21 protein-coding genes are annotated in these 24221 nt (G+C 41.4%); 5 read left to right on the top strand and 16 right to left on the bottom strand.

All coding sequences use genetic code 11. From position 1 onward, the window contains the following. Positions 1-189: 189 nt before the first annotated feature. The 11 genes from RMZ41_RS10750 to gvpN form a co-directional block, all read right to left on the bottom strand. Positions 190-723: a chemotaxis protein CheW gene (locus RMZ41_RS10750; protein WP_322640350.1), complete on the bottom strand. Its 534-nt coding sequence runs from the start codon at positions 721-723 to the stop codon at positions 190-192. Between the two features lie 14 nt (positions 724-737). Then, a complete protein-coding gene (locus RMZ41_RS10745; protein WP_073640802.1) occupies positions 738-1100 on the bottom strand; it encodes a response regulator transcription factor in 363 nt (120 codons plus the stop codon). Positions 1101-1216: 116 nt separating this feature from the next. After that, a complete protein-coding gene (locus RMZ41_RS10740) occupies positions 1217-2548 on the bottom strand; it encodes a response regulator (protein ID WP_322734387.1) in 1332 nt (443 codons plus the stop codon). Positions 2549-3005: 457 nt separating this feature from the next. Beyond that, positions 3006-3689, bottom strand: a complete 684-nt coding sequence (locus RMZ41_RS10735) for a gas vesicle protein GvpC (RefSeq protein ID WP_322640348.1) — start codon at positions 3687-3689, stop codon at positions 3006-3008. Positions 3690-3764: 75 nt separating this feature from the next. Then, positions 3765-3986, bottom strand: a complete 222-nt coding sequence (gvpA, locus tag RMZ41_RS10730; RefSeq protein WP_163931998.1) for a gas vesicle structural protein GvpA — start codon at positions 3984-3986, stop codon at positions 3765-3767. Positions 3987-4200: 214 nt separating this feature from the next. Further along, a complete protein-coding gene (locus RMZ41_RS10725; protein WP_322640347.1) occupies positions 4201-4890 on the bottom strand; it encodes a GvpL/GvpF family gas vesicle protein in 690 nt (229 codons plus the stop codon). 135 nt (positions 4891-5025) lie between these two features. Beyond that, positions 5026-6852, bottom strand: coding sequence for an AAA family ATPase (locus RMZ41_RS10720; RefSeq protein WP_322640346.1), 1827 nt, complete (start codon positions 6850-6852; stop codon positions 5026-5028). Between the two features lie 200 nt (positions 6853-7052). Further along, positions 7053-7802: a GvpL/GvpF family gas vesicle protein gene (locus RMZ41_RS10715; RefSeq protein WP_322640345.1), complete on the bottom strand. Its 750-nt coding sequence runs from the start codon at positions 7800-7802 to the stop codon at positions 7053-7055. Between the two features lie 256 nt (positions 7803-8058). Continuing rightward, the gene (locus tag RMZ41_RS10710) at positions 8059-8493 is read right to left on the bottom strand and encodes a gas vesicle protein K (RefSeq protein WP_322640344.1); all 435 of its coding nucleotides are present in this window, start codon (positions 8491-8493) and stop codon (positions 8059-8061) included. Beyond that, positions 8480-8830: a gas vesicle protein gene (locus RMZ41_RS10705; protein WP_322640343.1), complete on the bottom strand. Its 351-nt coding sequence runs from the start codon at positions 8828-8830 to the stop codon at positions 8480-8482. Before RMZ41_RS10705 ends, RMZ41_RS10710 begins: the two co-directional genes overlap by 14 nt. Beyond that, the gene (gene gvpN, locus RMZ41_RS10700; protein ID WP_322640342.1) at positions 8827-9999 is read right to left on the bottom strand and encodes a gas vesicle protein GvpN; all 1173 of its coding nucleotides are present in this window, start codon (positions 9997-9999) and stop codon (positions 8827-8829) included. Before gvpN ends, RMZ41_RS10705 begins: the two co-directional genes overlap by 4 nt. A 211-nt stretch (positions 10000-10210) precedes the next feature. Here gvpN and RMZ41_RS10695 point away from each other — a divergent pair, with 211 nt between their 5' ends. The 4 genes from RMZ41_RS10695 (at position 10211) to RMZ41_RS10680 (ending at position 12077) form a co-directional block, all read left to right on the top strand. Beyond that, complete coding sequence (locus RMZ41_RS10695; RefSeq protein ID WP_322640341.1) at positions 10211-10459, top strand: gas vesicle protein GvpG; 249 nt, start codon at positions 10211-10213, stop codon at positions 10457-10459. A gap of 390 nt (positions 10460-10849) precedes the next feature. Continuing rightward, positions 10850-11140 carry a DUF1778 domain-containing protein gene (locus tag RMZ41_RS10690; protein ID WP_289796050.1) on the top strand — a complete coding sequence of 97 codons (291 nt, stop codon included), beginning with the start codon at positions 10850-10852 and terminating at the stop codon, positions 11138-11140. Then, complete coding sequence (locus RMZ41_RS10685; RefSeq protein WP_322640339.1) at positions 11140-11649, top strand: GNAT family N-acetyltransferase; 510 nt, start codon at positions 11140-11142, stop codon at positions 11647-11649. Before RMZ41_RS10690 ends, RMZ41_RS10685 begins: the two co-directional genes overlap by 1 nt. A gap of 26 nt (positions 11650-11675) precedes the next feature. Then, on the top strand, positions 11676-12077 hold the full coding sequence (locus RMZ41_RS10680) for a hypothetical protein (RefSeq protein ID WP_322640338.1): 402 nt from the start codon (positions 11676-11678) through the stop codon (positions 12075-12077). A 69-nt stretch (positions 12078-12146) separates the two neighbouring features. Here RMZ41_RS10680 and RMZ41_RS10675 read toward each other — a convergent pair whose 3' ends face one another. The 4 genes from RMZ41_RS10675 to RMZ41_RS10660 all read right to left on the bottom strand — a co-directional run bounded on the left by RMZ41_RS10675 (position 12147) and on the right by RMZ41_RS10660 (position 15379). After that, entirely contained in the window at positions 12147-12440 is a 294-nt protein-coding gene (locus tag RMZ41_RS10675) for a hypothetical protein (protein ID WP_322640337.1), read from the bottom strand. Between the two features lie 123 nt (positions 12441-12563). Next, complete coding sequence (locus RMZ41_RS10670) at positions 12564-13004, bottom strand: hypothetical protein (protein WP_322640336.1); 441 nt, start codon at positions 13002-13004, stop codon at positions 12564-12566. 161 nt (positions 13005-13165) lie between these two features. Then, a complete protein-coding gene (locus RMZ41_RS10665) occupies positions 13166-13450 on the bottom strand; it encodes a hypothetical protein (RefSeq protein WP_322640335.1) in 285 nt (94 codons plus the stop codon). Between the two features lie 45 nt (positions 13451-13495). Next, positions 13496-15379 carry an ArsA family ATPase gene (locus RMZ41_RS10660; RefSeq protein WP_322734388.1) on the bottom strand — a complete coding sequence of 628 codons (1884 nt, stop codon included), beginning with the start codon at positions 15377-15379 and terminating at the stop codon, positions 13496-13498. A gap of 249 nt (positions 15380-15628) precedes the next feature. On the opposite strand from RMZ41_RS10660, the gene RMZ41_RS10655 reads away from it, so the two are divergent. Then, a complete protein-coding gene (locus tag RMZ41_RS10655) occupies positions 15629-18241 on the top strand; it encodes a hypothetical protein (RefSeq protein ID WP_322734389.1) in 2613 nt (870 codons plus the stop codon). Positions 18242-18563: 322 nt separating this feature from the next. On the opposite strand, the gene RMZ41_RS10650 is transcribed toward RMZ41_RS10655, so the two are convergent. After that, positions 18564-23999 carry an AAA family ATPase gene (locus RMZ41_RS10650; RefSeq protein WP_322641362.1) on the bottom strand — a complete coding sequence of 1812 codons (5436 nt, stop codon included), beginning with the start codon at positions 23997-23999 and terminating at the stop codon, positions 18564-18566. Positions 24000-24221: the final 222 nt, after the last annotated feature.

Raw genomic sequence — 24221 nt, 5'->3', positions numbered from 1 at the left:
TGCCGGAGTTAATAAGTTATGCTTTCGTGACTTGGTGGGGTAAAGGGTAAGGGGGAAGGTGGGGCCCCCTCTGGGGATAAGGGGCGGGGGGAAAGGGTTTAAATCCTTTACCCTTTTCCCTTTCCCCTTTCCCCAGCCCTCACAAGCGCATTTTTGGGTTAGCAGACTACTAGAATGGATCTCTAAACTTTAAAGAGACTGAAGGGCTTGAATCACAACATGGGTGTCAAGTAACATCAAAGGGCTACCTTGAGAATCCACAAAGTAGCCTTGCAAGAACGAGCCTAATCGGGCAGGTAACATCGATGCCGAAATCGCTAATCGCTCTTGGGGGTCATAAACTTCAATGGTATTGATTTGCTCCACCAACAGCCCGACGGTTTGATTCTGGACTTGAACAAGCATCGCCATGCCGGAGTTGCGTACATTTTCCCGCCGACACCAGTGTGTTGCTCCCAGTAAACCTGCTAAATCAAGAATCCAGATAGCTTCTCCCCGCCAATTCATTATGCCTAACAAGAATTCTGCTACCTGCGGCACTGGTAAAATCTCTGTGAGTGCAACGTGAATTACTCCCCGCAAATCAGCTAATGGGAGTAACCCATTCACCTTTGCATTCAACGGAAATCTTAAAAACCTCTGGTTGTTTCCTTGAGGAGAGCTTTCAAGTCGAAATTGGCTATTAATGGGTAGTGAAGAAAAACTATCATTGACCTGTACCATTGCTTCAGTTTCCTTTAGCGAATAAATTTATTAACAGTTTGGAGCAAGGTATTTTCATCTACAGGTTTGACTAAATAGCCATCAGCACCGCTCATAGTGCCCCAAGTTTTATCAACATCTGTGTTTTTAGTTGAGCAAATCACTACTGGGATTGCTTTTGTTGTCGGATCGGCTTTCAACTTGCGGCAGAACTCAAATCCACTTTGACCTGGCAAAATTAAATCCAGTAAGATCAAGTCAGGTTTTTGTTGTTTCAACCTAAGTTGAGCCTCTTCACCACTGCGAACTTCATAAACTGAATATCCTCCTTGCTCCAGGTAACGTGTCATTTTTTCGGATTCTGTGAGGCTATCTTCAACTAAAAGAACTTTTTTCATTTTTTCCTAACTATTTAATTTAGAATTTGAAAGATGATTGCGACTAATGAATTAACATTCAAAATCTGTTTTGAAAATGGGTGTAGGGAAGCCACTGGCATGATTGTCACTGCAACCTAAACGCTTAAATACTTGTGAAGCACATTGAGTACTTTGTCTGCCTCTACAGGTTTACCCAAAAAGTCAGTTGCCCCAACTAATTTTGCTCGCATCCGATCTACTATTCCATCTTTCCCCGTTAAGATGACAACAGGCACATCTTTGAGACTTGGAGTTTTACGGATTTGAGAACAAATTTCATAGCCATTCACTTTTGGCATCAAAAGATCCAAAAAAATGAAGTCGGGCTTGCTTTTAATTAGCTTTAAAATTGCTGTCAAGGAGTCTTGAATGCCAACAAAGCGATAACCTTGATGGGTCATAATTTCCTCCAAACTGCGACAGATTGTTGGACTATCATCTACACAGGCTACTAAAGGTCTTGAAAGATCAATAATTGCTTTGCTAGCTGCTGGTGGCCCAACTTGTATAACAGTGTTCTCTTCTGTCTTCAGTGAATAATTGGGATTATTAACTGCACTGGAGGGAGTGATAATTTCTTTGCTAGGCGCTGGGGGAGCAACTTTGTTGAAATTGGGCCCAACTTGTATAAAAGTGTTCTCTTCTTTATTCGGTGAAGAATTGGGATTATTAACTGCACTGGATGGGTTGCCAGTTTCTTTAGTAATCTCAACTTTCCTGGGGCTTGGGGTGGGTGAAAAAGCGATCGCTCCTGCTTTTACCGATGGCATTAATAAGCGGGCCAAAATTGAGGCATCCCGACCGATTTTTTGCCCTAGACCTCGTAAAGTTTTTGTCCCATCAACTAGGGAAATAATCTGTTTAGAGGATGCTTGTCCTTGGAGTAGCTCAACTTGTTGAATGACAGGAAATAAATTCGGCGAGTAACTTACCAATCCTGCATCTCGCCATTGTTGCCAAGCTTGTGTAGCCTTTTTCAAGACTTCCTCTGTTGGTATTACAGCTAGGAGAAGCCCAGGAACTTCACCAACAACAGTAGTATGTGATAAGTGCCCTGCTGGATTGTCGCCATTTTTTTTGGCTTCACTGTACTGGATTATATCAAACAGAACTTCAGCTATTGAGCTTGTAATCAGGCTAACAAGTTGTTGTTGTTCGATTAATTTTTGTTCTCGCAACTTAGTAAGAATGAAATACTCCCGATAATTTTCCTGGGGAGAAACAAGCCGCTCCAACTGTGTCACATCCACATTAGAACAGTACTGCGACAAGTGCCGTCGCCATCGTTCATCAGCATTAGAACCGCCAGCCTGCCAAATTAATCGTCCTAAACGAAAATATAGCGTCCAAGTCGGCCCATCCCTTGCTTCAAGATTTAGCCTGCCTGTGAATAATTTAGTTTGAAGTTGCTCGATCAATTGATTCACAATGGATCGCACCTCCTTATATATCTTGAGTTTTGCATTTACATTAGAATTCCTCAAACAATCCAGCTTACTAACCTCATCGTGCGATCGCCAATAGCACAGTTCAGAACCTCGATTGAGCTATCCCAGCTTGTTATATCTCTTTCCAATCCGGGCATTTTTAAAGTTCAAAGTCGGAAGCTTGAACAAAGATTTAAGCTCTTTTTATAATTATTAATAGGTTAACTATATTACTTTTTCCATGTTACATTTACTGAGCAAATTGCTTGTTATAGATGTAGTTGCAATACAGACCTTAAAAAGATGGAAATGTTGAATACTACAAAGCATAGACCAACTTTAATGCTTATCGATTTTGTACTATGCGGCTTAAGGCCACATACACAAGCGATCGCATTCTGCGAGGGGAGCAAATACAAAAAATGAGCCTGAATTAAGTTTGTCAAGAAATTGCTTGTCACCGAATAAAGTATTGGCGATCGCGTTGTTCTAGTACGCCTTGCTTGATCAAGGAGCGCAGGATATCTATTGTTTGCACTCGGCTTAAGCCTATCACTTCTTCAATTTCTATCAGAGTAGCTCCTTCAGCTTGCTGAATGTATTGCTGCACTTTAGATTTAACAGTATCTGCATTCAAGACAGGTACTTTCTTTGTCATGCTAGTGACGGAAGGACGAAAACCAGCGGCTTTAATTGAAGAACGGGAAATTGACCATTTTGGAACTGTTGCAACTAATTTCTCTTTTTCAGCAGGAGCCGGGGAAACTGCTTGTTCGTGACTGCCATCGCCCCAAACACTGTTATGTAAGGTAGCCCGGAAATTTCGCAAGTTTTGGAATAATGCCTGAGCTTTGGCTGCTCGCTGTTGGCGGTATTCTTGCTGACGTTGCCAGACATCTGTTTTTATTTGCAATATTTCCAATTGCCGCTCTACAATCTCTTGTTGAAATTGCTGCTGTTGTAAGTTTCTGTTGTTGTGAAGGTTGCTGACAAAACTGCTCAATTCCTGATGAAGCAAATCTGCTTGCATCTGAAATTCTTGTTGAGTTAGCTGTTTCCACTGGTTAACTTGTTGACGGCGTTCAGCAGTTATTTGCAATCGCTGCGATCGCTCTTGTTTCCACAAATTCTTGAGAGCCATCAGCTGAAATCTCCTATTTTGTTAACTAGAAACATTAAATGGGAGCCATGAAGACTCCCTTTTTATAATGTGCTATTAAGCAGCAGATGGAACAGCAGCTTGAGATGTTAAACCAACTGCCTCAGCATATCTTAAGTAAGTTTCAACTGAAGCAATCACAATCCGAGCTTCGATTGATAGCAGTTCAATCCCAACTAAAGAAACACGTACCCAAGCATCAACCACAATTCCTTTGTCCAAAATCCGGTCAATAACTTCAGCTAGACTAGAAGATGAGTTAACTTTTTCAACAGCCATTTTCTTTTACTCTCACAACTCTGATTATTGGTTTAATCTTGCTCTGATTGAGCAATAGGTAAAACTTACACAATGTGTTTTATTCTTCCTAAATTTAGGATTCCCAAAAATATCAGAGAAATAGCAGACAATTAAAAAAAACTAAAAAGTTAAATAAAAAATAAACTCATCTTTATTTTTTCTTGAAAAACTTTAAATATTATTTTTTATGAATTTACATGAGAGTATTTTTCAGAAAATGATAGGGTGGCAGAGGTTCGCTCAGTGCTAATTCCCAGTGCGAGCATTGTACCTGCCACAGAGAAAGCTGCTGCATACTGAGCGTTGAATCGTTACGCTGTGCCAAAAAGTGGATTTGCCGCACATCTGACTGTCGAGTTTCACAGATAACATTTGTATATGTTTTGAGAATTAACTCGTTCAAGAGTTCCCACTGTTCGCATTGTTGTGTTTGAAATGCTTGCTGTGTTTGGTAGCGTTGTTTTTTAGCCAATAAATAGGCTTTTCCTTTGGCATCAATAGTTTCAGAATCGTCAAGTAAAGAACAGGGTGTCATTTTTAAAGTGTACTCAACTTTATCTGCTAGCTGAGTTAGGGTTTCAAGATATTGCTCTTGGTGCTTTTCTAAATGATTCAGCAGTTTTTCTTGCGAGGTAAAACCGTTGCCAAAGCGTAGGGGAAGGAGGGGAGTTTGTTGAAAAAGTTCTCGAATCACGCGATCGTGGATTAATACAGCTTGAAGTAAACGCTCATCTGTTGCTTGTATTGCCTCCAGTGAGATTTCCGACTCTACGATCGCACCTAAACCAGAAGAGTAAACGAGTTCGGTATTCCTCTCCATCCCTAAAGGTAGAACAAGTGGTGATGCGGTCGGTACTAGAAGAGCATAGGCGTATATTGACATAAACTTGGAATACTTATTAACTAATTAATACCAATTCACAATTCGCCATTTGCAATTAAAAAACGTAAGATGCAGCAAGACTTCAGGATTTTAGTGAATTGGAATATTCCTTATACCCAACACCCTACACCCTTTTTATTGAGATTGACGCTGATTAGCAAGCATTTGGTATGTAGCTTGAAAATCATCATTTGTAATCTGAATCAGGCTGGAGTCGCTCAATCCTTGGGCGCGGTATCGACGAATGGCGCTTAAAGCAGCTTGATTACTCAACAAAGCTAAGTCTGCCCCATTCCAGCCCTCGGTAACTGTGGCCCAGGTTTCTAAATTGACATCAAATAGGGGACGATCTAGATTGTGAACTCGTAAAATCGCTAATCGGCTGGCTGGATCTGGGAGATCGATTTTGATTTGTAAGTCCAATCTTCCGGCTCTGAGCAAGGCAGGATCGAGGGTTTCTGGACGATTGGTTGCTCCTACTAACAGTACTTTCGGGCATTCATGCAACCCATCTAGTTCGGTGAGTAGTTGACCGACAACGCGATCGCTAACTCCAGAATCACCAGTGAATCGTCCCCGTGCTGGGGCTAGAGTATCAATTTCATCTACAAACACAACGCAAGGCGCTGCTTGTCGAGCTTTGCGAAAAAGTTCTCTAACTGCTTGTTCTGCGGCTCCTACCCATCGGCTGAGTAATTCCGGGCCATTCACAGCAATAAAGTTGGCTCTTGCTTGGGAAGCGATCGCTTTTGCAAGTAAGGTTTTTCCCGTTCCCGGCGGCCCCCACAACAGAATTCCACGGGGAGGCTTGGCTTTGGTTTGCTCGTATAGTTCGGGATAAAGGAGTGCGCCCTCTACAGATTCTTGAAGTTTTTGTTTAACATCATCCAAACCACCAATGTCATCCCAACTTACACTCGGTACTTCAATTGCTACATCCCTGAGAACTGAGGGTTTTATCTCCTTAATTGCTTCGAGAAAATCCTGCTGCATAACAGTCATGTTCTCAGGAATGGCACTGTTGAGCGAGGGGACTTGACGACGCAGGGCTATGTAGGCTGCTTTTTGACAGAGTGCTTTGATATCAGCACCGACAAAACCAACGGCTAAATCGGCGATCGCTCCTAAATCAACCGCAGTCTCCAAGGGCATGGCATTTGTTAAAATCGTGAGAATTTCCAATCGTCCATTGCGATCGGGAACCCGAAAATGAACTTCGCGATCGAAGCGTCCCGGACGACGCAGCGCCGGATCGAGATGATCGGGACGATTTGTTGCCGCTAATACAAGTACGCCCTCGGTTTTGGCAAATCCATCCATTAACCCAAGCAACTGCGCTACTAGTCTTTTTTCAACTTCGCCTTCCACTTGGCTGCGATCTGGAGCAAGGCTGTCAATTTCATCAATAAATATTAGGCAGGGAGCAGAACGAGTTGCTTTCTCAAAAATGCTTCGCAAACGAGCTTCTGCTTCCCCGTAATACTTGCTCATCACCTCTGGGCCATTGATGGCAATGTAGTTTAACTCTAACTCTTCTGCCAAAACACGGGCTGTTAAAGTTTTTCCCGTACCGGGCGGGCCAACTAGCAAAACCCCACGCGGAGGCTCTAACCCTAATTTCACTAATAAATCTGGACGTTTAAGGGGAATTTCAACTAACTCTCTGATTTCCTTGAGAACATCACCCAAGCCGCCGACACCTTGCCAAGAAGCTTTTGAGTTCTTGTTAGCTGATGGGGTGGTGACATCATCAACATCATCCATTGGTGTAGCTGCATCGGTAGAATTGGATCGAACTCGGCTGGAACTAGTTTTTCTCGGAATATTGCCTTGCCGGGGAATACTGCTGAGATGATGAGATCGAATTTCAATAGAAGTTTTTAACTCCCCTTTCTCTACTTTCTCTTCTAAAGCTTTGGCAATTTCTAATAGCTGTTCAAATCCTTTAAATATGTCGTCCATTGATTTTAATTAAATAAAAGGTAGAGAAAATTTAATTTCCAAAAAATTCAAAAGTTTCAATAATTTTTGATTTTCAATTTTTCTTACTGTTTAACAGGGAAACAAATTAATTTATACCAATTACTTGCACTTAATGATTGTTCTTCTCTTCCTTGGCGTACTTGGCGGTTCGTAATCAAAAAATTGAGTGCATCTTGGTATTAGTTGGAAATCAATAATCGAAGACGAGCAAAGTTAAAGGGGGCAGTAAAATTGTTGTAGCGAATTCGCAAACGGTTTTCAAATTGACGATCGAGTGCTTCAACGTGCTCGCTAAATTGTGATTCTGCTTCCCAAGGAATTAGGTAGGCTGCATTGTAAATCATTGTGTCCATTTGGGGAGTATTTTCCACCATATCGACAGCAATGGAGTTGAGCGTGCCTTGAAATACATCGATGATGCCTTGCTTGCGATCGCTCATTCCCTGTTCGATGGCTTGCCCTATTTGGATCGCTTGCTCCATACTCAAGGGTTGACCCACTAGCTTATCCCTTTGAGTTTTGAGATTTGGATGTTCTGCTAACAATCCCTGAATTTCTGCCTCAGTATCCCAAAAAACTTTGACACTAACTTCTCGGCAACCCGATAACTTCGCAAGCAATTGCGTCAATTCTTCTTGATGAGGACGAATTAATTGCTCTGAAACTGTTTCCCAGCTTGAAATCAAAAGTCCAAATTGCATGGGTAGTAAATTGCGATCGCCTGCTTCCATAATGTCCTCAAGGACTTTCTCATGACTTAGCAGGTTACGGCGGCTTGCTAAATAACGCTCTTGCTGTGCTTCGGAGTAGATGACTGCAAAACCATCCAAAATTTTAATTTGTACAGGTTGCTGATCTATGCCCTGTAAATTTAAATTTTGTGGAGCAGGTAAGGTCAAAATTCCGTAAATGTAAAAGCCATAACTCATAAGAATGTCTTACCAAGAAGAATGTAGTTGAAGAAGAATTCAGAACTCACAATTCAGGAGTCAGAATCAAGACGCTCTCTACGAAACTCGTTAACGCAACGCTTACAGTTGGAGATTTATACCAGGGACTTTCTTGTTGACTACCAAATATACGATTTGCTGGGGGTACAAAAACGCCTGTTATTTATCCACTTTTTCGGTCAAAATTCATTCTGACTCCTGACTCCTGACTCCTGAATTCTGTTCGATAAAAAAGTTACAGGGGTTTAGAAGTGAGTACTAATCTTAACTTGGCATGAACTAAGCTTAATTGAGCCAGTCCTAAGTCCAAATCACCTTCAACCACAACACCCGTATTTAATAGGCGATCGAGGAGTTCTAGAATAGAGGGTTGACTGGAGGTTTCGCCAGGGTAATATCCTCCAGATTGGGGAAGTAAATTTCCCATTTCACCCAAATTAATATTTAGATCGGCTGGGTCAATATCAAATATCTCGCAAAGCTGAATAACCTGCTGTTCAAGCTTTTGCAGGCTTTCGGCAGCCCGATCTAACTCAGAGTCGCTGAGGTTGCCAGCATCCATTCGCCGAATAACTTGAGCTTCCATAAGTTGGCGTATCAGTTCAACAACCGTCAGTAATAACGGCGCTAAACCTGAATCGGAACCTTTTGATTTGCTAATCGCCTGCATTCTGATGATTAATAGGATTGGCTGCTTTGAGCGATCGCAGTTCTGTTTCTAGACTGGCAACACGCTCTTGAAGTTGTTGATTAGTTGTTAATAAGGAACGAGCTTGAGTATTGAGGTAGGGGTCGCTCTCCCACCAGTTAATTCCAATCTCCTTGGCTTTATCAACAGAAGAAATCAACAAACGAATTCGGATGTTGAGCAGTTCTGTGGAGCCGACGGAAACAGAAATATCTCCTGCTATCACAATGCCTTTATCTAGAACCCGTTCTAGAATATCTGCCAAGGTAGAACCTTGAGTTGATGTGGTGATAGTTCCCCGATTAGTATTAGTACTCATTTGTTTATTAAATGGCCAGAATCAAAAGGAACTGTCTGTGAGATGTTCGGCAACTCGGTACTTTGCATTTGCAATAATACTCCCTGCTCTCTGAGAGACTTGAATGCAGCCACAATTTGACTGCGATCGATCCCTAATTCTGTTGCCAAATCAGAGAAACGCCTTCCCGGAGACTTGCACAGATAGTTGTAGACTTCATACTCGTAAGGTACTCGTTGTTCTAATACAATCTGATTTTGACTGTCTGGTATTATCTCTTCTGCCGGCTGAGATTGAGTATTTGTACTGTGATACAATTCACGCAAAACCTCTTCCAGTAACCGAGTTGCTTCCATACGAGGTTGATTTGTGCGAGAAAGCAGGATATCGGCACAAATATCTTGGAAGTTAGGCTCTTCAAAGTTTACAGAAATGTCGTGTTCGTGGCAGATTCTAGCAATCATCAGACAGGAACGTAATCCACCGCCCATCCCAGAGGCAGATCGACTCCAAAACATCCGCACTAAACGCACGATTTTGTCTGCTTTTTCAGAATCTATGCCTGTTTTATGAACTACAATTTCCTGCTGAGTTAGTTCATCAGGTGGAGGCATATCGATGGTAATAACACGATCCATCAAAGCATCCTGAGTTGCATGAACTCCACAATACTCTTGAGGATTTGATGTTAAAATTGCCCGAAACTTAGGATGAACCCGGATATACTCGGCTCGCTGTTGATTTGTTGGCAATACCAACAACCTCTCCTCAAGTACGGAGAGTAAAACGTTATTTACCTCCGGGTGCGATCGATTGAATTCGTCGTAAACCAGCGTAAATCCTTCTTTACAAGCTAGGGTTAATCGGGCATCAACCCAGTGTTGTCGAAGTTCATCCTCAACTTTGACAACGCTGTGGATGAAATTATCAACAACCTTTTTGCGGGTATAACCTAATTGATTACCAATCAAGTCTGAGGTTTTAAACTCATCATCTCCAAATAAGAGGATGATCGGCTGGTTGAGCAAATCAGCTAGATGCATTGCCAGAGTAGTTTTTCCGACTCCAGCCGCACCACGTAAATGTACTGAAAAACCCGACTGTAGATAGCGCAAAGCACGTTGAGCGATGCGTTGAATGGCAGGGGTATTGACAAATCGTTGGGGAGATGCATTTAATACTGTTGTCAAGCTCTAAGTACCTCGTCAATAATAATTTTATGTAAAAGTAATTTTTTGCACATCGTAAATATAAAATACAGATGTCAAGAAGCCTTAACTGAACTCAAATCCAACACATTTTGGCATCAACATAAGACTAAGTAATGTTTTATATAATGTCATCAGCAAGATTACGGTCTTGTGAAACGGCTGTAACAAATCTACACAAGTGTAAATTAATATGGTTCTGCGCTTCTTACTATTACCAATTACTGGCCCATTAATGGGGGTAACGTGGCTTGGGGAAAAAATTTTAGAACAAGCCAATACTGAAATTGATGATAAAGAAAATCTCAGCAAGCAGCTTCTTGCACTGCAACTTGCTTTTGATATGGGAGAAATTCCGGAAGAAGAGTTTGAAATTCAGGAAGAAGCCCTTTTATTAGCGATTCTGGAAGCAGAAAAGCAGGAAACAGAGGATAGGGAATAAGGCGTTGCATAAATGCGGGATGATTTTTCTCACGCAGAAGCGCTCCAGACGCAGATAATGTTGTGTTTTTAATTTGCACATTGAGACAGCAGGGGAGCAGAGAAGCAGAGGGGCAGAGGAGAGGGTTTACAGGTTTTACATAAAAGATTATGAGGCAACTTGTAGGCGCGACAGCTTAGGATGAAGAGTTTTAAATTTCAATACGTACAATTTCATCTCTAGATTCAGCAACGCCAGTAAAAGAGTCATTTCCCGACATTTTCACTGATACATAAAATGTGTTGACTTTGTATATACAATATTCTATATTAGATATTAAGCATTACCGAAGTAAGCTTGCAAGCTTACTTCGGTAATGCTTATATGACACATATACATGGAAGATACCTAATGGTTGCCCGTTCTAAAATGGATAATCTTGGTCGTAACCAAGTAATTAATATTAGAGTTCAAGAACAACAACGGGATTTAATTGACAATGCGGCTTCGATTCTTGGTAAAAGCCGTTCTGACTTTATGTTAGAGGTAGCCTGTAGAGAAGCTGAAAAAGTCATCTGTGACAAAACCTTCTTTGCATTAGATGAGGAGAAATATCAAGAATTCCTTGCTATTTTGGAGTCACCACCTAAAGCGAATGAAGAAATTCGTAAACTCTTAACTACTAAATCGCCTTGGGATTGATGACAAACCAAACGAAAATGATTAATGCTCCTCAGCCTGTTACTAAAGACCATGATGTATCAGAGTTTGAATCTAAATCAGAAGCCTTGAATAGCTGGCTGAAGGAGAGAGCTTTGAAAAGTGAGGGGGATACAGCCAGAACATTTGTAGTAACAGTTGAAAATAAAGTAATAGGCTATTACTGTTTAGCAACAGCTTCTGTAACTCATTTAGCAGCTGTTAGCAAAGCTAAACGGAACGCACCAGATCCTATACCGTGTATGCTTATTGGTAGGCTAGCTGTAGATACCAAATGGGAAGGACAAGGTATAGGGTCTGGTTTATTAAAAGATGCTATTAAACGAATTTTATCAGTATCTCAAATAGCTGGTGTTAGATGTATTTTGGTTCACGCTAAAGATGAAGAAGCAAAAAAGTTTTATTTAAAACGTGGGTTTCAAACATCACCAATAGAACCATTAACACTAATGATGACTTTAAAAGATATTCGAGCAAGCATTGTAGATTAACCTATTAACATTAAGCTCACATAACTATGATAACGCTCGAATTAAAAAATCATCAAGTTTGGCAAGATTTAACTGAAATATTAGAAAGTTTAGATTCTAATCTTCTTGTTCAAGAACATCTTAACCAGTGTGATTATAAAGTGTGTGGCTATTGGGATGAACAAGATGAATATTATGAGAAAATTACATTACCTTGTACCCTAAAAGCCGAATTAGTTAGCAGTTCAATAGGCGTTACTCATAAAGAACGTTTTTTACAACTAAAGTTTTTGCTCATCGCTGATGCTGTTGATAATACAAAAACTGCAAGTAGTCATGCTCAAAAACTTGGGGAATTAGTTCTTGTTTATGATGAAAATCTAGAATTTATTGATGAGAATTGGCTTTTAGGTGTCGATTCTCCATTCCTTGTGAAGCGATATGGCTAATTACGTTTTATAAGGGGACTTTCGCCAAAAATATTCTTATTAGGTGATGTACCATCCCTTAGTTTGTACTTAACTTTCATAAATAACAGTTGACTGTCCTGTGATGCTTGCTAAACGATTACTGATTGATGTAACAATTGCAAAAGCTGCTTCTTCTGTTATAATACCCGACTCAAAAACAACATGAATGCCGTGCATTTCATAGGAAAATGAGACTTCACAGCCACAAACTTCAATATGACAAACATCACGCCCCTCAATTATTTTTGATGGATAGTCAAGCGGTTGATATATTTCGCAACCAACATTTTCCGGGAACATAAACCATCCACGAGGCTGTGGCTGGATATTAAATTCAAGCATTTACTGACTAACTTTATTAATTGATTGTAAAATGTTTATATATTGGTTATTTATTTTCGACCCTTTTAGCTCAATGTCGTTTTCTCCTCCAAACACGACATTGGTTGTATCTTCATTGTTAAACTAAATATTCTGTTTAATAAAAGTTTCTACTTGTTGTCTAACTGATTGATGTAATCCCATTGCTAAAGAATTATGAATTAATTGTATTAGCCTTTCTTGATGTAAAGGGATATTATTTAATTCATTAAATTCTTTTGTTAGGTATGAAGAAGCCTTAAATAAGCAAATAGCCAGCCATGATGCTGTTGAGCGTACATTAATTCTTTCGTCTTGAGTAAATGAGAAAACCTTATTGATAAATTGTTCAATATTCTGATACCTCATCTGATATAAAATCCGAAGTAGGTTGATAACTTGATATTCACTGAGGCTGGGATCATCTATTTTAACTAAGAGATAATGATAAATAGGTTTACCAAGTTTGATAATTTTAGTAGCTACATTATCAGGTAAACGTATACTATGAACTTGTTTGATTAATTCTTCAAAACCTTTATCCATCTTTTTAAAGCTTCAAACATCATTGGCAAATTTCGATAATATTCAAATTTAGAAATTGCTAGTTATGAATCCGGATTAGGTTTAATGCTTCTTTTATCTGTTGGTCAAGCCGCGACCACGCAAGGAAGTTGCGAAGAATAGACAAGCTGAAATCTTAGTACTTAATATTCCAATGTTAGGGTGTTGAATTTTGGTCTATTATCCTCCAAATCAGTATTTACTTGCTGATGGGTAATGTCCTCTTCAGCAATTATTTGACTGTTTAAAATAGCAAGACGCTGCTGAATCTGAGATTGGCGTGCTTCGAGTTTCTTTAGTTCCTCCTCTAAACGCTCTTTTTCAAGCATCATTTTGTAAGCATTTAAGTAAACTGTTGCTTGTGAACGTTGAGGAGGCATTGAGCTAAGTTTGGCTTGAATTTGTCCACGTTTTGGAGTGCGGTGCATAATAAATTTCTCTTTGGGTATGAAAGTATTTAGTCTAATTAGCTGTTAAAATAAACAGCCGGCTGCTGCTTGGATGCGTTCTAAAGGCTGAACTGAGCGAGGAAGCATTGGTAAGCGAACCATTGTCAAACCGGGAAAATCGCAATTAATGGTTGCTGTAGAATTAAAGCGGTTTAGAACAAGGTAATTCTGACTCACACCTATTTCTTGCATAGATTTGAACAGGCGCTGTTGTTCGGCAAGTACACTAGTCTGGTTAAGTGTAACCCCAATGAACTCTGTTTGTTGTGGGTCTTTTAGCACTTTTTGGGCTTTGACTACGCGCTGTCGCAAAGTTCGTAAACGTCCCATAAATTCTGTACGACCAAGAACATTTTGATACTTGATCCAGAGTTTGAAAATCCAAGCTAGCCAATCTGCTAGTGCAGTTGGCATTTCTAGAAAACGCAGAAGATGACCTGTAGGAGCAGTGTCTAAAATAATCAAGTCTTCTTCTTGTTGCTCTAGCAATTCCATTACTGTTAACAGAGAAAGCATTTCATCAATCCCTGGTAAAGCTTGACCGACTATTTTGCGCCAAGCAGCAGGAGCATAAGCCATTTCAATAGTTTCGCTTGTTTGGGTTTCGCCACTCATCATTTCGGCCAGTTCCCATAGGTAATCGGCTCTGAATTGATCGACAATGCGATCGCTATCCACTTCCTGACCTCGAAGATTAGCAGTTATTTGATACGGTTCGTGTCCTAAACTCAAACCAAAGGCATCACCCAAGGAGTGAGCAGGATCGATGGAAACCATACGAATTTTGCGATCGGGATGTTTTTGAGCCATAGCCCAACCAATGGCAGCTGCTACTGTGGTCTTGCCTACTCCACCTTTACCGCCAATTAGTAACAGGCGACGACCTTGGGTGAGAAAATCTCCAAAGCTAGGAGGAATTGTTTCAGGCCATTGAACTGGGAGTAGATCGATAGGAGATGGCGGTTCCAGCTGAGGAACATGGATTTGGTCGATCAGATGGCTGAGGGCTACAATCCCTAAAGGCTCCTGATCTTGCTGTGGCACGATAAAAATCGGTTTGCCGTTAGCAAGATCCGTATACTGAGAGATCAGTGGTTGTTGTTCTTGGTAACGATCTGGGTCAGTCGCACTGGCAAGAACTTGGTTGACAAACAAGCCTCCGCAAGGAACCTGCATAGTTTCTAAGGCTTCTAGAAATCGTTTTGACTCCAACCAACTCATTGGTTCGGCGATCGCAACTAACAAACAAGCTGTATGCTTAGGATCTTGAAGGAGACGGCGACCTTGCGACAGTTCAGCTTTCAGGGTATGCAAAAAGTCGTCAGCGCGATCGGGTGTGTAACTCCCAGCAAAGGTCTTGCTAATAAACCGATGCTTTTCTTGAAACAGTTCCAGAGAGTGCAGGAAAGTGTCTAAAAAGTCCATCAATCCAAACAAGTTGAGAGTATGACCGCTAGGAGCCATATCCACTACTACTCGATCTACCCGCTGCTCGTTAAAAAGACGTTGGATCTCTAACAAGCCCATCAACTCGTCCAGTCCAGGCCAATTTAAATCCCAAACTGGAAGCAAGTCTTGTCCCTCAACAAAACTACCCCGCTCTACTAGCAGTTCTAGTACCTGACCATGACGTTCTTTAAAGTCTTGTAGCAGAAGCTTTGCATCCAGGGCCCTTACTAGTAAATTAGGTAGTTCCGCGATGGGACGAGGAATGTCATCAACGCTAACTTGTAAGACATCTCCAAGAGAGTGAGCCGGATCGGTTGAGATTAAAAGAATTTGCTCATTGCTAAATTTCTGCGCCCAACGATATGCAAAGGTGCAGGAGATTGTTGTTTTTCCGACTCCACCTTTGCCGCTAAACATAGCAAGGTGTAGGTTATCAAAAAGTTCCATTTCGTTTGCCATCTATGGCCTTTTAGGATAAAGTTACTACATATTTTTTAAAGTTACTTAAGTAATTTTGCTGAATAAAGGCATTTCAAATCTTAATTTTTTCCAGATGGGATTTAGAAAACTTCTATATACGGCGGGGACAGGGAAAGCTTCACAAGAGGATGTGTAATTAATTTTGTTGAGATACTTACAAAGATTAGCCGAGGAACTATAACTAAGGAAAAGATTTAGCCAAAGATGTCCAAAGGTAAGGAGATATAGATGGTTAACAGTTCTAAAGGTAATATAAATATTGGGTATGATGTCCAAAGTATTTCTGAATCCAACTTCTTTTCTGATAGTAATTCTGAGGATATTCATCTTTACCCACTCAAAATAGACTCTCCTTACATAGGAATTAAAAATTTTGGAATCAAAGATAAAGACAAATTTTTTGGTCGGGAGAAGTGGATTGCTAATCTGTGCGATCGCTTAAAACAAGATAATGTAATCTTGCTTTTAGGAGCATCAGGCAGTGGCAAATCATCGTTGATTCGGGCAGGTTTAATTCCTTATTTAGAAGATCATAAAGTTTTATTGACTAATTTAACTTTTCAGCCAGATGAAAATCCTTTTAAATCTCTTCATAAAAGTCTATTCCTTACCTACGGCAAACAATCAAAAATAGCAGATATCGCTCTAAAACCAAGAGAAAATACTCTACTTCAAGTTGTCACACTACTCAAAGAATATTCTCAGTCTATTCTCGTTTTTATTGACCAATTTGAGGAACTGTTTACGAAAATTCCAAAGCCAGAACGTGACAAATTTCTTGCTAGTCTCTTTCAACTACTTCAGCAGCAGGATAGCTCAGTCAAAATTGTTTTAACAATGCAATCTAATTTTGTAGATAGATTGAGTGAGTATCCCCAACTTGCGAGGATCTATGATCGCTATAGTTCCATACTCACTAGAATGAGCGATCGCGAATTAAAGTTAGCGATCGCTGAACCTGCTGCTAGAAATGGCGTTACCTTTGAACAAGGACTAGTTGAGCAAATTATTCATGATTTTCACCAACAAGATGATTCCCTACCACTTCTGCAATACACCCTGAATTTACTGTGGGAAAGAGAAAATATTGCTAGTCGCGTTCTGAAGATAAAGACTTATAAAGAACTAAAAGAGCAAACGTTTGGTTATTTAAGCGAACAAGCTAATCAATTTATTAATACTAGTGTTGGATGGCACGATTGGCATTTGGAAGAAAAGGAACAAGAGATTCAAGAATTAAACCTTGCACTGACTGAATTAAAACTGCGCGAGCAATCCGCCAGGGTTTTGAATTTACTTCCTGTCCAACCGCTAGAGGGTTTGGTGTTGGCAATTCAAACAATGGGTGAGAATTTAGAGAAATACCCAAACCAGCTTCTAGCTCCTGTTTTGGGAAGCTTAAAGGAAGCAATGAATACACCCACAGAGGCAAATAACTTGCGCGGACACGAGCAAGAGGTGAATTGTGTAGCCTTTAGTCCTGATGGCAATTTTCTTGCCAGTGGGAGTAGTGATTCTACGGTGTGCTTGTGGAATATCATTGGCAATCCTACTGCTCAATTTTTGTGTGGACACGAGCAAGAAGTGAATTGTGTAGCCTTTAGTCCTGATGGCAATTTTCTTGCCAGTGGCAGTATTGACGGAATTTTGTGTTTATGGGATCTACAAGGTAATCTCATTACTCAACCCTGGCAGGCACATGAGGAAGGAATTATTTCCGTTGCCTTTATCTCAAATGGCAATGGCTACGCCAACCCCGGAGGGGTACGCATTGTCAGCGTTGATTTTGACGGAACGGTGTGTTTGTGGGATCTAGAAGGTAACGCCATTACTCAACCCTGGCGCAGACATAAGGAAGGAGTTATTTCCGTCACCTTTAACCCAAATGGCGAACGCATTATCACTGTTGGTTTTGACGGAACGGTGTGTTTGTGGGATCTAGAAGGTAATCTCATTACTCAAAGGTGGCACGAACATGAAGCAAAAATTATTTGCGTCGCCTTTAGCCCTGATAGCAAGTTTATTGTCAGTGGCAGTAGTGATTCTACAGTGCGGTTGTGGGACATACAAGGTAATCCCATCGGTCAACCTTGGCGCGGGCATGAAGGCCATGTAAATTCTGTAGCGTTTAGCCCTGATGGTAAGTTTATTGTTAGTGGTAGCTGCGATCGCACAATACGCTTGTGGGATATTAATGGCAACCCCATCACTCAACCTTGGCGGGGACATCAAGGACAAGTTAATTCCCTAGCTTTTAGTCCCGATAGCAAGGTAATTGTCAGTGGTGGCGATCAAACTGTGCGTTTGTGGGAGCTAGATCAAATATTACAAGATCGGGTCATCGGGCGATCGCAGCGCAAATATGAGAATTGGGTCAATTCTGTCGCCTTTAGCCCAGATGGGAAATGCTGTATCAGTGCCAGCAATGATTCTACAGTCCGCTTGTGGGATATCGACGGCAACCCTATCGGTCAACCTTGGCGCGGACATGAAAAAGAAGTTAATTCTGTCGCTTTTAGCCCAGATGGGAAATTCTGTATCAGTGCCAGCAATGATTTTACAATCCGCTTGTGGGATATTCACGGCAACCCTATCGGTCAACCTTGGCGCGGACATAAGTATTGGGTAAATTCCGCAGCTTTTAGCCCTGATGGTAAACTGATTGCCAGTGGTAGTTTTGATGGAACAGTGCGCTTGTGGTGCTGTGGGTGGGAAGAGTGGTTGAAAGTTTGCTGCAACAGGTTACATTATCATCCCATTTTTCAAAATCCGGAAAATGGTAGTGATTTAGAAATTGCCCACCAAACTTGTCAAAAATATGTATTAGAAAACTTTAAATAAAATATAGCCTCCCTCCAAATCTACGATTTGGTGGTCTTCAATTCCTGCGCCGATCTGAATCTCCGACTGATAGCGCAGCGTTAGCGAGCCTGCGAGCGTCTTGATTCTGACTCCTGAATTCTGACTCCTGAATTCTGACTTCTGAATTCTTCTTCAACATGGGTTTGATGCCGTACTCTCCGCGCTCAGATCCTACGTATATTTTCAGCAACCCCTAAATATAAAACCTCACCCTGCCTCCGGCTTCCCTTTCCAAAGTATCGGAGAGGGATTGAGGGTGAGGTTTCAATACTGCTTGGGTAAAGCATCTGATGAGAATTGTTCAACAAATAGGGAGAACAATCTCAAATTCAGTTCCCTCGGTGGGCTGAGAACGCACAGTTAAAGTGCCACGATGTTGTTGGATAATGGAATAGCAGACAAATAACCCCAAACCTTGACCGCGACCAATGGGTTTTGTCGTGAAGAACGGTTCAAAAATCCGTTCTTGCAGACTCACAGGAATTGTACTATTTGTATTAGCGATCGCAATTCGTAACCATTCACGATCTATGACTCCAGTACGAATCCGAATTTCTGGGTTTTCGCTGTGGGGATTATCTCGAATCGCATCAATGGCATTGTTAATAATATTCAGGAAGACTTGATTTAACTGACTAGGATAACAAGTCACCAAAGGTAGATTACCATACTCCTTGATGACGCGCACTTCGGGTTGATTTTCAGAACCTGGCAAGCGATGTTGTAAAATTAACAGTGTGCTTTCAATACCAGTGTGTAAATCTACAGCTTTGATTTCGGCTTCATCTAAGCGAGCAAAGTTGCGTAAATTTTGGACAATCTGGCTAATGCGATCGCTACCTACCTTCATAGATTGTAAGATTCGATTGACATCCTCAAACAGAAAATCGAGGTCAATTTCCTCCCACTTGGCTTGAATGGCTGGACTAGGTTGGAGATATTCTTGCTGATAAAGCATCAGCAAACTCATCATGTCTGCAATATAATTTTCTGTATGGGTGAGATTACCCTTGATAAAATTAACGGGATTGTTAATTTCGTGAGCAATACCAGCTACCAATTGACCGAGGGATGACATTTTCTCACTGTGGATTAATTGCCCTTGAGTTTGTTGCAATTTTTTCAAGGTTTGCTCTAAATCTTGGGCTTTTTGGTTGAGAGCTTGGGTTTTGTGTTCTACTTCTGCTTTTAGGGTTTGAGAATAGTTTTCGGTTTGTTGATACAAACGGGCATTTTCTACAGAGATGGCGGCTTGGCTAGTTAGGAGTTGGAGAATCTCGATGCGATCGCTACTAAAAGCGCCTAAAATTAAGTTATTCTCTAGGTACAAAATACCGATGAGTTTTCCTTGCCGGCTAATTGGCGTACACAAAACCGATTTTGGCTGGTGAGTTATGATGTAGCGATCGCCTGGAAATCGCCCTGCTGCACTTAAGTTTTCAAACACAGCCGTCTCTTGAGTTCGTGCCACTGCATAAACTAAACTTTGGGGAATTTCTCGGTATTGCTCCAAGGGAATTTGTAAGGTTTTCACTCGTTCTCGATCGGCTTGAGCTACAACTAACCATTGTTCATCTTGGTGTAGAACTAAATGACCGATTTGTGCGCCAGCATTGGCGATCGTAATTTGCATTAAGGTTGCCAATAGTTTCTCTAATTCAATTTCTTCAGAGATGGCTTGTGCAGCTTTCATCACCGCTTGGAAATCTAACCATACATTTTGGTTACTAGAGCTTTTAGTTACACCTTTCATCAAAGTTAAGGGGATGGTTGTCGCAGATGTGATGGCAAGATTAGCCGATTGGAGAATGACTGTTAGTAATTGCGGATATTCTTGTTCTAAATGGACAATTTTCGCCGTTGCACCCCAATGGGCGTAGCAGTAGTAAGCTTGTTGCACATAGTCTGCGGCCAGCTTCTCTTTGCCCCAATCAAGGTAGAATTTGGCAGCTAGCTCATTGCTAAGTGCTTCTTCTTGGATATAGCCGTTTTCTTTTGCCCCCTGAATGGCTTTATCATAGTAGGTGATTGCGTCTAAATGACCCAAAACTTTCGCCCGCTCTGCTTCAATCAAATCGTATTTGTGTTGATGATTGGCGGGAGCATGGAACGCCCACTGACTCATCAATTTTTGGTTTTCTGCAACTTTTTCTAGTGCTAATTGTTGCTCTGCCTGATTAGCATTTGAACAGGTAGCCAAAAGAACCAGGGAGTAGTAGAAATTATGTTCGGCAAACTGCAAGAAGCCAACCATATTTTCCCGGTATTTTTCGGCTTCTTGAGCATGGATGAGTGCCTGCTGATAGTCCTTAAAGATGAACAGCAGAATGGTCTTTGCTAAATGGAGCAGGAACAGGAGAGTTCCGTTTTCAGTTTCAATTAAAATCGGCAGCATTTTTTGCTCATCGAAAGTCTCCCCAACAAGTATTAAGGGATCTTCTGCTGCTCCCATCAAATTTAACACCAACTGACGACAAATCTGCCCGAAATAAATTTGATATTCTTGTTTGAATTTAAACAACAGATCGATGTATTTTTGCTGTTGCTGATTCACCTGCTCAAGTGTTTCACCGACAAAGAAAATATAGTTGCAGTAGGAGGCAGCGTTGTAGCAGGCATACTCCACATCACCCGTTTCTAATCCAACCTGAATAGCTTCACGTAAAGGAGCGATCGTTTTGCGAGCGGGTTCGCGCCAGTGCCGCACAAACACATCAAAAATATTAGCTACTTTTGCATACAATTTCCTGTCGTTAAATAGCTCTAGCACTTTTAATCCTAATTTGCCAAACCGATAACCTCTTTCAATTCCGGTTGAGGTACCACATAAAACCAGACCATAAAAGGTGTAGCCAAATGCCGAAAATGCCGAGTTGCCAAATTGAATCGATAAGTTCACTAGGGTGTAAGCAATCAGTGGTAGCATATCAGGTTTAGCGTTCAGGCTGGGAGTTACCATAGCGATCGCAATTCGCATCGCTGCTAACTTGTGCGGATCGCTCGCCTTTGGCAGGTTAATTAAATCCTCGATCGCTAACTCCCGTGGGGGTTCGGTAAATAGAGGTTCGCCCAAGAACTTCAGCACTTGCAAAGAAGTGTCGATCGCTGCCAGCATTTGATTCTGAGCAATGTAGAAATAGATTTTAATTTCATACATCTTCACCTTTTGCAGCAAATCCTGGGCGTGCTGAAGAACAATTTCTGAAAGCCGTTCTGCCTGCTCGAAATGGGCACTCAAGTACTCAATTTCAGCCGCTTCTGTATAAAGGGCAAGGGTAAGATCGTAATGATGTTGCCAACCGTTTTCTGGGAGCGCTGCCAGTCCTGCTGTGAAGTATTTACTTGCCATTTCATAGGCGGTTGCTGCCTTGGCTTTTTGTCCTGCTTGTAGGTTCAGTTGAGCTAGATCAAATTCTTGCAACCTAGAGATTTCGTCACTATTTTGTGCATTCAACAATTCTGGAGAACTTTTTTGAGATGTCAATCTTAGACCGTAATTCAATTGATTGACAATTTCAAAAATTTTCCCTTCCCGCTTTGCTTCAGGCGTATTTGCCCAGAGTTGTTGCCCAATTTTGAAGTGAGTAGACTGTTTTTGATCTTCTGGAATCAGACTGTAGGCAGCTTGTTGGACGCGATCGTGCAAAAATTTATAAGGAACGGCAATCTCACCACCGCGATTGATGTTGTCTGAGTTATTTGATTGGAAGAACTTGTAAGTTTCACTAATGGGGAGAATCAGCCCTTCTTGTAACGCCGTCCACAGATTGGTCGCTATATCAATAAATGATTTTTCAGAGACCATTGCCAAGGTATTCAAATCAAATTGGTTGCCAATACAAGCCGCCAGTTTCAAAACCTCCTGTGTCTCCACCGGAAGTTTCTGCAATTGCAATGCCATGAACTCTACTACTCCATCGGTCAATGCCAACTGCCGCACCGAAGCCAAGTCACATTGCCAGGAACCCACTTCTGGCTGGAACTGAATGTAACCCTCCTCATACAGTGCTTTGAGAAACTGGGTTGTAAAAAAGGGATTTCCTTGGGTTTTCTGGTATACCAATTGCGTCAGGGGTTGAGCCAGTTTAGTGGGACAACTCAATGTGTCTGCCACCAACTGATTCACCTTTATTTCTACCAAGGGTTCCAGGGTAATTGTATTGACGGTAGCTTGGGCTTGCTGAATCTGTTCCAGCATCAGCATCAAGGGATGAGCCGGAAATACTTCATTATCTCGATACGCACCGAGAATTAGTAAATATCCAGAATTGGCTTCACTCATCAATAATTGCAGCAAGTTCAAAGAAGCCGAATCTGCCCATTGCAAGTCATCTAGAAACATCACCAGCGGATGCTCAGGGGTGGTGAAAACCTGGATAAATTTCTGAAAGAGCAAATTGAAACGATTTTGGGCAGCATTACCAGATAGTTCTGGGACTGGCGGCTGTTGACCGATAATTCGCTCTAGTTCAGGAATCACATCAACGATCGCTTTGCCGTTTTCACCCACAGTAGCCAAAATTTTCACTTTCCACGCCACCAACTGGACATTACTCTCACTCAAGAGTTGTCCCATCAAATCACGAAAGGCTTGCACAAAGGCACTGAAGGGAATATTGCGCTGTAACTGATCGTACTTGCCTTTGATGAAGTAACCGCGTTGTCTGACAATTGGTTTATGGACTTCATTGATCGCCGCCGTTTTACCAATCCCGGAAAATCCAGCCACTAGCATCATTTCTGAACTGCCATTAGCGACGCGCTCAAAAGCTTTGAGCAAAGTTGCAACTTCTGTTTCTCGCCCATAGAGTTTTTCAGGGATAATGAAGCGATCGCACACATCCCGTTGTCCCAGAACAAAGGTTTCTATTTTACCCGTTGCTTTCCATTGATTGAGACAGCATTCTAAGTCATATTTCAAACCCAAGGCGCTCTGATACCGATCTTCGGCATTTTTCGCCATCAACTTTAATACTATCTCTGAAGCGATCGCGGGGATTTCTGGATTAATGATGTGTGGGGCGAGTGGTATCTTAGCTAAATGACAGTGGATTAACTCCATCGGATCGTTGGATTGAAACGGTAATTGTCCAGTCAAAAGTTCGTACAATGTCACCCCGAAAGCATAGAAATCACTGCGGTAATCAATACCGCGATTCATTCGTCCGGTTTGCTCCGGCGAAAGATAGGCAAGGGTTCCTTCCAACATATTCGGATTTTGAATTTCCTGGGTTTCGCGGGGGAGGAGGGAGGCAATACTGAAGTCAATTAGCTTGACTTGTTGCGATTCTGGATGAATCAGAATATTGGCGGGTTTGATATCTTTGTGGATGACTCGATGCTGGCAGATATCATGGAGAATATCGGCAATTTGTCGGGCAATTTCTAAGATTTCCCCTAAAGACAAGGGATAATTTTGGGTATAAGTCCGTAGGGAAATGCCGCCAAAGTCTTCCATCACCAAAGCATAGCTATTGCCATAGGCTTCTAGGCTTAAGGGATGAATTATGCCAGGAATGTTGAGATTTTTGGTAATTGTATACTGGTTACGAAACTGTAATAATTCGCTAAAGGTGGGGTGGTCTTGGTGTAATAGTTTAATCACCACTGGACGCTGACTTGACTCCTCCACTGCCCGATAAACTATTGTCTGAGAATTTGCATAGAGTTGCTCAACAATGGCATAACCGGGGAGGTGCGGCAATGAATTTGAGTAGGGGATTGCTGCCAGTGTCATAGTGTCAAGTTAAAATGTCTAGAAGGTTTATAAGTCTAATGTTTCCCAAGAATTTAGCAGACTTAACATTCCATAAATTAGTTAGCTAATACTTCACAAAAAGGGTACGAGATAATAGCTCGTGTAATTGTTGTAATTTTTGATATGTAGCACAAGCCTTGGTGGTTAGCCCGCATTTCTCACAAGTTTGAAATGCAGAGGGGCGGAGGAGATTGAACTTGG

Source organism: Nostoc sp. DedVER02 (genome assembly GCF_034530675.2).
Classification (GTDB): Bacteria; Cyanobacteriota; Cyanobacteriia; order Cyanobacteriales; family Nostocaceae; genus Nostoc.
Note: the sequence above shows the minus strand (reverse complement) of the source record. Positions and strands in the feature narration are given on the sequence as shown.